The following is a 10,591-nucleotide window of genomic DNA, read 5'->3' on the forward strand; positions in this document are numbered from 1 at the left end:
CGAAGGCGCGCCCACCGGTAAGGACCACCGTCGCGCGCAAGGTGGAAGGCAGTCCCCTGCTCTGCGCGGGTAGCGCCGAGAAGCAGCGGCGGCGTGACGGCCTTTCCCGGGGCGCGTTCGAACCGGGCCGGCACTGCCGTTCCGTCTGCCTCTAAAAGAAGATATCGCCCAAGGAGTCCTCTTCTTCACCGTTGGTTGGGCTGTCTTCTTCTGGTGCTATCCCGAGCAATGCGTTGTGGATGTCGCGCTCTGCCTTCATGGAATAGATCTTGTATATCTCGGCGAGAAGCTCCGCCCGCTGGTCGCCGCCGCTCGCGCGCAGATCCTGCTCGCCTGCGAGAGCAGCCAGTTCCGCGGCGATCCTGCGCCATGTAGCGCAGAAATCCTGTCGGTCCGTCACGGTCGCCGCGGCATCGCGCAGCTCGGAGAGCGCTCTGGGGCCGGTATCGGCCATGAAGTTTGCGCGGTCGCGCAACCGGGTCGCGATGTTTCCGACGCGCCGGCGTGACGTCTCGAGGGTGTCTTGCATCGCGTCTGTGCGGCTCTCCTCGCCCGAGTTCCTTGCGTCCAGAAACCCGCGCAGGGTCGCCCCGCATTTCTCCAGCCTGTCCATCACCTCCTCGACCGGAGCGTCGGTTTCGTCGTTCAGGGAGCGCAGATCGGTTGCGACCTGGCGGAAGGCGCGGCCATCTTCGTCGAGCGCGTTCGAACGGAGAGTGGCATTGATACTGAGCAGGCGCACGGTCTGGCGGATGTCGTCGAATGCGCTGACGTGATCGAGCATGTTGCCGACGGCCGCAACGAGTTGGTCAATGGCCACGGAAAGGGCGGCGTCGCAACTCTCGTACTGTGCCAGCATGCCCGCGATCTGCTGCAGGCTGCCGTCGATGGCGCCAAGGGCGGAATCCCCGCTGGAGAGCAGCGCATCGGAGTCGGCCGCAGCGCTGTCGAGCATGGTCCGGGTGTCCTGCAAGAGCTCTTGCAGCGACCGGGCCAGCGCCCCGGTTTCGCTGTCGAAGTCCGCGATCGCGCCGCGCAGCTGCGCGGACGTCAGGGCGTAGACGGCCGAGACGGATGGGTGGTCATCGTGTCCGCTCAGCTTTTGTAGCGCCTTCTCGACATCTTCGACCCGCTGCCGCGTGCTGTCGCCGACCTGGAGCGTCGAGACGGCGCGGCTGACACGGGCGCTGATCCTCTCGCTGCGCTGAGCATGGGCGGAGACGCGGCTCTCGGCCCAGAGACGACAACGATTCATCGCCTCCAGGTTCCGCGTCCGCTCGGCCGCGATCCTGTCGAGCAGCTCCGCGAGTTGAGCGCCGAATTGTGCATTCATCTCGCTGGCCGCGTTCAGGCTGTCGCGCATGCGCGCGAAGGCGTCGGCGAAGGACGCCACGCTGCCCTCGAGCTCGAGGCCGAGTTTCTGGAATTCCTCGACGAATTGCAGAAGGTTGGCGTCACGGTGGCCGGTCGTGGCCGCGACGCTGTGGACGGTGACGAAAAACATCCGCAGCGTCCGGACGGCTCTCGTCAAGGCGCCGATACGATCAGGAAACTGGACTGTAAGATCGTTGAGCTCCTTCAGGAACGACTGTGTCGCGATCCGGTCACGATCGAGATGGGCGACAAGCCCCGACAAGCGATCCACGGAGTCCGTCAGTTCTGAAAAGTCGGAGCCCGCCAGCGCGCCCGCCATCTCGGCATAGGCTTCCGAGGTTTCGTTCAGGAGCCGGGTGCAGGCGATCAGTTTCTCGCCCATCCGAAGAAATTCATGCTCGATTTCCTTTCGAGGCGCGGCGAGGCGGGCCGTGAAATCGGCTTGACCGCCGGGAAAGGCCGGCATGAGAGAGGGCGTCGCGGTCATTTTCATGATGTGTGCACCTGCTGCCGGTTGGGCTGGAACCGTGCGATCTCCCCGGCCAGCCCGTCCAATCCAAGGATCCGCTCGGCAGCGCCGCGGGCGATCGCCTCCTTCGGCATGCCGAAGACGATGCAACTGGCCTCGTCCTGTGCAATAGTACGGGCGCCCGCTCTTCGCAGCTCGAGCAGTCCCTGTGCGCCGTCATCGCCCATGCCGGTCATGATCAGGCCCAGGGCATTGGCTCCAGCCGCCTGTGCCGTGGAGCGGAACAGGACATCGACTGAAGGGCGGTGCCTGGAAACGGGCGGGCCGTCACGAACGGCGACCCTGAAGTGTCGGCCGACGCGCTCGATCAGCAGGTGGCGGTCGCCGGGCGCGATAAGGGCCAGTCCCGGCGCAAGCAGTTCGCCCTGCGCGGCTTCCTTCACCCTGATCGCGCAACTTCCATCCATGCGCCGGGCGAAGGCGGCGGTGAAACCCTCCGGCATGTGCTGTACGATCGCTATGCCCGGACAGTTTACGGGAAGCGCCCTGAGAACGGTCGCCAACGCCTCTGTGCCGCCGGTCGAGGCGCCGACGGCGACCACGGGGTCGGTGTCGGCAGATCCTGTGCGCCTGGGGACGAACGGCGGCAACACGGCATCGGCGGTCAGCTTTTCCTCCACCTTGATGGGTGGCAATGTCCGTCGGCGGGCGCCGATACGTGCATGGGCTGCGGCACGGGCCACGTCGCAGATGCGCATGCGCGCCTCGGCGAGAGCCTCCGCGGTCGCCACTTTCGGCTTGGCGATGGCGTCGACAGCACCGGCCTCCAGGGCCTGCATGAAGGTCTGCGAGCCTTCCTCTGTCAGGGTAGAGCATATCACGACCGGGAGCGGGCGCTGTGCCATGATCTTTTTCAGGAAGGTCATCCCGTCCATGCGCGGCATCTCGATGTCGAGAAAGATCACGTCAGGCAAAGCGGTCCGCATCTTTTGCGCGGCGACATAAGGGTCAGAGGCGACGGCCATTACTTCAAGATCGGGCGCGCTTCCAATGATGTCGGACAACGCGTTCCGGACCGAAGCCGAATCATCGACGATCAGGACCTTGATTCTGCCGCCACCGGAGCGAGAGCTGCGGATGTCACTCATTGTCGTTCTCCATTTTCATGTGACGCGAAACACGCCCGTCCCGATCTGTTCGAAGCCCATTCTGGTGCCGATGGTCGCCTCGGTATGGCCGAGGATCAGATAGCCGGACGGGCGGAGGTGCTCGGCGAGGCGGCGAACAACGGCCTTCTGGGTTGAAGGGGCGAAATATATCAGGACGTTACGCAGGAAGATCACGTCGACATCACGATCGACGGGAAGCGTTTCGGCGACGAGATTGACCTGGCTGAAACGGACGCGCCGACGCAATTCCGGGACCACGCGCACCATCGTGGGATTGCCGCTGCCACGGCCGCGCATGAAATAGCGGCGTTGCAGGGGAGCAGGCACCGGAGCGGTCATCACGGCCGGATAGATCGCACGCCGCGCCTCGGCGATCATTTCGGAGGAAACATCGGTGCCCAGAATTGCGAAGTCGAAGCGCGGACCGCGCCTCGCGGCCTCGGCCAGGACCATTGCAATGGTGAAGGCCTCGGCGCCATTCGAGGCGGCGGCGCTCCAGACCTTCAGACGTGGTGTCGCGCCCTTCGGGCGCATTTTCAGGAGCGCTGGAAGAATCGTCTTCTCGAGAATGTCGAAATGGGCGCGCTCGCGAAAGAAGTCCGTCTTGTTCGTCGTGGCGAGATGGATGAGGATGTCCAGCTCGGACGCGAGCCCGCCACCTTCGAACAGCATCCTGCTGTAGTCCGCGACGCTGCCGAGGCCCAGCGTGGCCGCGCGTTTGCGCAGCTTGCCTTCGATATGCGTGCGCTTGGACGGCGTCAGCTTTATGCCGGTCCGCTCGAGGATCAACGCGCTGAACCGGGCGAAATCGGCATCGCTCAAGCCTCGGTGCTCGAAAGACGCCTGGTCTGACGGCGCGAGTCCGGGGAGGGGGATCATGGCGGAAAGCTGCGTCCGTTGCTTCGAATGACGGGAATTGGGGGACCGCATGTACGAAGGTCTTGGAGGGATCGTTCGGAGACGATCCCTCCCGTTCGGCGTCAGGCAAGATCCAACACGGCCATGTCGTCCACGCCGAACACCTGTTCGAAATCGAGAACGGTCACGAACGCGCCATTGCGTCGTCCTACCCCGGCGATGTGTTCGGCACGCCATCCCGCGGCCGCTTCGGGCGGCGGCTCCAGGGTGTCGGAATCGAGCACCGTGACCTCATGGACACGGTCGACCTTGACACCGATCTCCGTTTCCCTTTCGCCGAGCGAGGCGGTGATCACCATGATGCGCGTGCCGCTGTCGTCCTCGCCGGGCATGAAGCCGAGTTTGCAGCGCAGATCAATCACCGGAACACTCTGTCCACGGACGTCGATCATGCCCAGGAGCTGTGGGGGCGCGCCGGGCAATCGGGCGACCGGTTGCAACTCCAGAATCTCGCGGACCCGTTCGACCGGCATTGCGAGCAACTCGCCCGCAAGGCCGAGGGTCACGTACTGAGTGCCTTCAGCCATCAGGCCGCTCTCTCGTTGCCGTGCGAGACCCGCTCGAATTCGGCGTCCAGCGCATCCTCGCCGCCGCCCAAGTCGAAAGCGAACCCACCCTCCTGCTTTCCGCGGGTCTCGGGCCTGACGGCAGCCGAGCCGGGTTGACCACTGGTCGCGGTGCGAAGGTCACCATGCACCTCGCCGGCACCATCGACCTTGAAGAAGCTGATGCTGCTCTGCAGCCGCTCCGCCTGATGCGAAAGCTCGGACGCGGCCGAGGACATTTCCTCGGAGGCCGAGGTGTTCTGCTGCGTCACGGTATCGAGCTGCTGGATGGCCTCGCTGATCTGGCTGGCGCCGGCATTCAGCTCGCTGTTGGCGGCAGCAATCTCGGCGACCAGTTCCGACGTCTTCTGGATGTCGGGCACCAGGCTCTTGAGCTGTTCGCCGGCCGACTGCGCGGAACGCAGGGTTTCGCCGGACAGGCCGGAGATTTCCGTGGCCGCCTCCTGGGACCGCTCGGCGAGCTTGCGCACTTCGGAGGCCACCACGGCAAAGCCGCGCCCGTGCTCACCCGCGCGAGCGGCCTCGACGGCCGCGTTCAGCGCCAGAAGATCGGTCTGGCGGGCGATTTCCTGCACCACCATGATCTTGTCGGCAATGGTTTCCATCGCCTTGACCGCGTCGCCCACCGCTTCTCCGCTGGTTTCGGCGTCCTTGGCCGCCTGGCGGGCGATGCTTTCGGTCTGCGCGGTATTCTCGGCGTTCTGCTTGATGTTGGCGGCCATCTGCTCGACCGAGGCCGAGGTTTCCTCCGTCGAGGAGGCCTGTTCCTGCGCGCCCTGGCTCAACTGCGCAGAGGTCGATGTCAACTCTTCGCTGCCCGAGGCCACGCTGCGCGCGGCCGTTGTAACGTCGCCCACCACGCTCTTGAGTCGCTCGACCATCCTGGCGATATCGCCCAGCAGAAGGCCGATCTCGTCGCGGCTGTCGGATTTGACATCCACCTCGAGATTGCCGCTTGAAACTTCCCGCACCAAGCCGGTGGCGCGGTTCAGGCCACGGCCGATCGACATAGACAGCCAGAGCGCCGCAACAATCCCGATAACGGCCGCGCCGATGCCCAGACCGAGCAGCATGTTGCGCACGCTCGCGTAAACCGCGTGCGCATCGGCCTGCGCCAGTTCCAGCACCTCCTTCGAGCGGAGCGCCATGGCATCTGCGGCGTTGAAGCTTTGCTTGAAGGCCGGCTCGAGTTGTTCGTTCAGCATAAGGTTCGAGATACGATTGGTGTTCTGCAGGGCCAGATCGGCCACGCGCTCGACCGCGCCGATCCAGCGCTCAAACAGGGTTCGAAGCTCGGCGACAGCCCGCGCGTCACCGCCGGTGGCTGCGTCTTCTGCGGCGGCGAGGTGACGCAGCGCCGTTGCGCGACCTTCCCCGATCTCGTCGAAGGACGACTGTCTTTCTTCCTCACCGTGATAGATCAGCATGTCCAACTCGTCGTCGTGGATGTGATGAACGTGTTCGAGAAACCCGCCGATCTCCGCCTGCAGCGTGAAGGTTTGATGGTCCACGACGGAGGATTGCGGTCGGTCGCGAAGGTCGACAAGTGCCTCGGCCGCTTCCACAAGGGCATCGTAAGCAGGCGAGCTTTCCGACTCGTAGATCTCGCTCGCGCGCCTGTTGGTGTTGGCTAGACCGTATTCGCGCAGTTCGGCCTCGATCTCGAGGAAGTTGTTCCATTCCGCCCTGAAGTCGGCCATCAGGGCCTTGGAGGTATCAGTGAACAGGATGTTCTCTATCGCTGCTGCGGCGTCTTCGACGGCGGCGAATCGTACATCCACAGCCTGCGCGATCTCCGCCGCGCGGTCGGCATCCGGCTGGGCGAGATAACTCTTGATAAGGCTCATGGAGCGGGCCGCCGCAGCCTTCATCTCGAGACTCTGGTCGAGTTGGAAGGCCGTTTCGTCGGCAATCTTGTCGATTTCACCAGCGAGCTGGGACGCGCTTTTCAGCGCAAGGAAGCTCGACATCCCCATCAGGGCGATCATAACCGCGAAGACGGCTATGAGCTTTGTCTTGATCGTCAGTTTCATCTTGGATCTCCAGTCCTCGGGGAAAGATGGGCGCCCGGCACTGAGGCCATCTCGGCGCCGGGAAAGCATGCGGTCATCCGGCCCTGGTTTCGTTTTCCGAATTCGCGGTGCCTGCGCCTTCGGTGGAAAATACCCGGTTCATCTCCGGGACGATGATGAAGTTTCCATCGTGCTTGGCGATGCCGCGCACGAATTCGGGCCGCCAGCGCATGCCGACCTTGGGGGCCGGCTCCATTGTCGAGAGGGCGATATCGCAGACCGTGTGCACGCGATCGGCCAGCATGCCGACGACGGTCGGTTCCTCCTCGAGCGTGATCTCGAAGACGACGATCCGGGTGTCGTCGTCGGGCGGCCGGTGCTCCATGCCGAACTTGACGCGCAGATCGGCCAGCGGCACCACCCGGCCCCGCACGTTGATCAGCCCGGCGACAAAGGCCGGGGCGTTGGGCACCTCGGTCACAGGCACCATGTCCAGGATTTCGCGCACGCTGGTCGCTTCGATGGCGAAGACCTCGCCCCCCACGTCCAGCGTCAGGGCACGCATCGCCTCGCCGGCCGGCACTGCGTCGATGTCTCTGGCGTGCTGTGTCATGCCGCCTGTCCTTTCGTCTGTTCGTCGCGCAGCCGGGTTTCGAAACGCTGCCCGCTGCGCACCAGGTTGGCCACGTCGAGGATCAGCGCGACGGTCCCGTCACCCATGATCGTCGCGCCCGCGAAGGTTTCGACATCCGCGTGCAGCCGCGAGAGTGACTTGATGACGGTCTGTGTGTTGCCGAGGATCTGGTCGACCACGAGGCCCACGCGCTGTTCGCCGGTCGACACGATCACCACCTTCTGGTGCAGGTCTTCGGGCTCCTGCGTGCCGAAGAGTTCGCGCAGGCGGAGGAAGGGCACCAGCTTGTCGCGGATTCGCAGGAAGTTCCGCCCGCGGCTGCCTTCGGCGATGTCCGGAGGCAGCTCGACGCACTCTTCGACGGCCGACAGCGGGATGGAGTAGCGGTTCCGTCCGACCCGGACCATCATCCCGTCGATGATCGCCAGTGTAAGCGGAAGGCGTAAGGTTACGGTGGCTCCCCGGCCGCGCTGCGAGTCGACATCGATACGCCCGCGCAGAGCGTCCATTGTGCGGCTGACCACGTCCATGCCGACGCCGCGGCCCGAGATCGCGCTGACTTCCTGCGCCGTCGAAAAGCCTGGGTGGAAGATGAGACGGTGCAGCTCGCTGTCCGACAGTGTCGCGTCGGACGCGATGAGGCCGGACGCCTCGGCCTTGCGGCGGATGCGATCAGTGTCGAGTCCGGCACCATCATCGCTGACGGTAATGGCGACCTCGGCGCCCTCATGGGCCGCGGACAGGCGGACGGAGCCCTGCCGCGGCTTGCCGGCCTTGGCCCGGGCCTCGGGGCTTTCGAGACCATGGTCGATGGCGTTGCGGATCACGTGGACGAGCGGGTCGGCCAGGCTTTCGATCACCGTCTTGTCAAGTTCGGTCTGTTCGCCGGAGGTGACGAAGTCCACGTCCTTTCCGAGTTCAGCGGACAAATCATGCACCAGTCGGCGGAAGCGGCCGAACAGCGTGCCTATCGGCACCATGCGGATGCCCATCGTCGTATCGCGAAGCCCGGCCGACAGGCGCTCGATCTCTTCTGTCACGGTCATCAGGCTGGGATTGCTGCTTTCGGCCGCGATCTGTGACAGGCGGGCCTGCGCGATGACCAGTTCGCCCACCCGGTCGAGCAGTTCGTCAAGCCGCTCGGCCGCGACCCGAAGCGATGAATTCTCACGCGGCGGCGCGCCGGCCCTGTCGGTCTTCCCGGCGGGCGGCGCGGCCGGGTCTGACGGTCCGGCGGGCGCGGCGGCGTCGGAACGAGGCCCCGCCGCGGGTAACGGGGCGATGTCCAGCTGCATTCCGTCCTCGACAAAGAGGAAAACGTCTTCGACAGCGTCGCGCGAGCAGTCCGACAGGAGCGTAACGTCCCAGGAGAGATGGCAGATCTCGGGATCGAGCTTTTCGAGGCTGGGCAGGTCCTCCGCGCTGGCGAGAACGGTGCAGTCGCCCAGTTCGCGCAATTCATCCAGGAGCAACGCGGGGCTGGCGCCGAGGGACAGCGCATCTTCGGGCAGGCGGAAGCGTATTCTCCAGCCGTGCGACGCGTCGCCGGCAGCGGGGCCATTGCCCGGTGTCGCGGCATCGACGGGACGGGGCGGGGCCTCGGCCTGTATACCGGTGCCGACGATCGCGCGCAGCCGGTCGAGAATCGGCACCCCCGCCCGGGCATGCGCGTTCGGTTCCGCGATCAGGCGGGCGATGTGATCCTTGGCGCCCAGGGCCACGCGGACCAGTTCGCCCGAAGGCGCGGCATCGCCCTTGCGCAGCCGGTCGAAGGCCGTCTCGAATTCGTGGACGAAATCCGCGACCTCGGTGAAGCCGAACATCGCGCCGGACCCCTTGATCGTGTGCAGGGCCCGGAAGGCGCCGTCTACGAGGGCCATATCGTCGAGATCATCGCCCAGATCGAGCAGCGTCTGTTCGAGCTGCTCCAGAACATCCTGGGCTTCCAGACGAAAGGTTTCCGCGGGGTCGATCTGTGTCATGCGCCGGCCACCTTCTTGATCGCTGCAAGGAGTTGGTTCTGATCGAACGGCTTAACGATCCAGCCAATGGCGCCGGCGGATTTCGCTTCGCGTTTCGAGACATCGTCGGATTCCGTGGACAGGAATATGATGGGAACGCCCCGGCTGGATGGATGCGCCCTGAATTTCCTTATGAAGTCCAGCCCGCTCATGTTCGGCATGTTCAGGTCCGTAATGATCGCGTCGTAGCCGCAGGCGATTGCCTTTTCGTAACCTTCGGCACCATCGCAGGCTTCTTCCACGGTGAAGCCGGCAGAGCCGAGCGTCATCGAGATCATCTGCCGGACCGACTTGGAGTCGTCGATCGTCAGGATTTTCTTGCTCATCTGTGGACCTCAATTCGCCGGATCATTGAAGGTGTGACACCAGTGCTTATGCGGGCCCGCTGCATTTCATCTGTGTGGCGGGCGGATCGTCCCGGCGAAGCCAAAGGTGCCGGGCATCTTGGCCGAGGACGATTCATGTTGTGAGAAACCAGGCCTTTTCGGCTCACGTGCGCCGGGCCCGTCTCCTGTCGCAACGTCGGTCACCGCAGCGCCTGAAGCCAGGGAATGTCAGAATTGCCGAGCGCCCGTTTGCTCTTTTCTGACGCCAGTTCCTGCGTTATCCGCCTGAATATTCCCATCTCCTTCCAGCGTTTCCAGCGGGTGTAGAGCGTCTTGTAGGGCCCATACGCCTCGGGCGCGTCCCGCCATCGCAGGCCGTTGCGTTTCACGAAAATGATCCCGCTGAGCACCCGCCTGTCATCGACCCGGCGCATGCCGTTCCTCGTCGGAAAGCAAGGGCGAAGCAGGGCCATCTCCTCTTCGGTCAACCAGAACAGCTCGGTTCCGCCGTTATCGGAACCGGGCGCGATATCCTCGCTTTCTGCCTGTGCATCCGGCCGGCGTTGAACCGGAACGAGCGCCTCGGCCTGGGTCAAGTCCAACTCGGAGGTGGGCAGCCCGATCGCGGCCATGAAGGCGGGTAGCGGACTTTCCGTGACCCCGCGGATTTCAAACGGAAGTCCTTGATGTGCCGCACTGCGCCTCGCCGCCATGAGAACTTGAATGATCGTGGTGTCGATGGTTGCGAGCCCGCCGACATCGATCCGAAGCGGCTCGTCTGCCGTGAGCTTCTTCAACAGACGGCGTCGGAGCTCTTCGCTATCCCGGATGCTCAGATTGCCGGACAATACGACGGCTTCCTCGCAAAGTTCCGGCGATCTGTCTGTCGCTGCGGCGGGAGATAGGGAATCCGGCATGATGGGACCTCGACTACTCTTTAAGCTGATGTACCGGGAGAACGGCAATGAAAGGTTTATTCGTCACGGAGAGCACCGAAAGAAAATGATGAGATTTGACGACAAGCCGCGTCAACGCGTCGGGACAATTGGCGCGGACATCCGAGGATGTTGTTCGAAGCGAAGTCAGAATTCCTCCCAGTCGT

General features: G+C 64.3%; 8 protein-coding genes and 2 pseudogenes. All 10 read right to left on the reverse strand.

Going from position 1 to position 10,591, the window contains the following annotated elements; all coding sequences use genetic code 11:
* Window positions 1-151: 151 nt before the first annotated feature.
* The gene (locus tag DRV85_RS18530) at window positions 152-1,867 is read right to left on the reverse strand and encodes a hypothetical protein (protein ID WP_147238896.1); all 1,716 of its coding nucleotides are present in this window, start codon (window positions 1,865-1,867) and stop codon (window positions 152-154) included.
* On the reverse strand, window positions 1,864-2,991 hold the full coding sequence (locus tag DRV85_RS18535; protein WP_113290958.1) for a protein-glutamate methylesterase/protein-glutamine glutaminase: 1,128 nt from the start codon (window positions 2,989-2,991) through the stop codon (window positions 1,864-1,866). Before DRV85_RS18535 ends, DRV85_RS18530 begins: the two co-directional genes overlap by 4 nt.
* A 15-nt stretch (window positions 2,992-3,006) precedes the next feature.
* A complete protein-coding gene (locus DRV85_RS18540; protein ID WP_233495594.1) occupies window positions 3,007-3,834 on the reverse strand; it encodes a CheR family methyltransferase in 828 nt (275 codons plus the stop codon).
* 158 nt (window positions 3,835-3,992) lie between these two features.
* Window positions 3,993-4,457 (reverse strand): chemotaxis protein CheW, encoded by a 465-nt coding sequence (locus DRV85_RS18545; RefSeq protein WP_113290960.1) that lies wholly within the window; start codon window positions 4,455-4,457, stop codon window positions 3,993-3,995.
* Complete coding sequence (locus DRV85_RS18550; protein WP_158540198.1) at window positions 4,457-6,529, reverse strand: HAMP domain-containing methyl-accepting chemotaxis protein; 2,073 nt, start codon at window positions 6,527-6,529, stop codon at window positions 4,457-4,459. Before DRV85_RS18550 ends, DRV85_RS18545 begins: the two co-directional genes overlap by 1 nt.
* Before the next feature lie 73 nt (window positions 6,530-6,602).
* Window positions 6,603-7,121, reverse strand: a complete 519-nt coding sequence (locus tag DRV85_RS18555) for a chemotaxis protein CheW (RefSeq protein WP_199526096.1) — start codon at window positions 7,119-7,121, stop codon at window positions 6,603-6,605.
* Window positions 7,118-9,124: a chemotaxis protein CheA gene (locus tag DRV85_RS18560; protein ID WP_113290962.1), complete on the reverse strand. Its 2,007-nt coding sequence runs from the start codon at window positions 9,122-9,124 to the stop codon at window positions 7,118-7,120. The genes DRV85_RS18555 and DRV85_RS18560 overlap by 4 nt, the downstream gene beginning before the upstream one ends.
* A complete protein-coding gene (locus DRV85_RS18565; protein WP_113290963.1) occupies window positions 9,121-9,489 on the reverse strand; it encodes a response regulator in 369 nt (122 codons plus the stop codon). The genes DRV85_RS18560 and DRV85_RS18565 overlap by 4 nt, the downstream gene beginning before the upstream one ends.
* Window positions 9,490-9,752: 263 nt before the next feature.
* Window positions 9,753-10,019 (reverse strand): annotated as a pseudogene (locus DRV85_RS19600) (transposase); the annotation flags it as partial.
* Between the two features lie 96 nt (window positions 10,020-10,115).
* A pseudogene (locus DRV85_RS19605) lies at window positions 10,116-10,406 on the reverse strand (STAS domain-containing protein); the annotation flags it as partial.
* Window positions 10,407-10,591 lie beyond the last annotated feature (185 nt).

The sequence above is a fragment of the Rhodosalinus halophilus genome (assembly GCF_003298775.1).
In the GTDB taxonomy this organism is placed as follows: Bacteria; Pseudomonadota; Alphaproteobacteria; order Rhodobacterales; family Rhodobacteraceae; genus Rhodosalinus; species Rhodosalinus halophilus.

What these genes read in the sequence shown, in the direction of transcription:
- DRV85_RS18565 (WP_113290963.1), bottom strand. Translation starts at nt 9,489, where the DNA reads ATGAGCAAGAAAATCCTGACGATCGACGACTCCAAGTCGGTCCGGCAG.
- DRV85_RS18550 (WP_158540198.1), bottom strand. Translation starts at nt 6,529, where the DNA reads ATGAAACTGACGATCAAGACAAAGCTCATAGCCGTCTTCGCGGTTATG.
- DRV85_RS18555 (WP_199526096.1), bottom strand. Translation starts at nt 7,121, where the DNA reads ATGACACAGCACGCCAGAGACATCGACGCAGTGCCGGCCGGCGAGGCG.
- DRV85_RS18545 (WP_113290960.1), bottom strand. Translation starts at nt 4,457, where the DNA reads ATGGCTGAAGGCACTCAGTACGTGACCCTCGGCCTTGCGGGCGAGTTG.
- DRV85_RS18560 (WP_113290962.1), bottom strand. Translation starts at nt 9,124, where the DNA reads ATGACACAGATCGACCCCGCGGAAACCTTTCGTCTGGAAGCCCAGGAT.
- DRV85_RS18535 (WP_113290958.1), bottom strand. Translation starts at nt 2,991, where the DNA reads ATGAGTGACATCCGCAGCTCTCGCTCCGGTGGCGGCAGAATCAAGGTC.
- DRV85_RS18530 (WP_147238896.1), bottom strand. Translation starts at nt 1,867, where the DNA reads ATGAAAATGACCGCGACGCCCTCTCTCATGCCGGCCTTTCCCGGCGGT.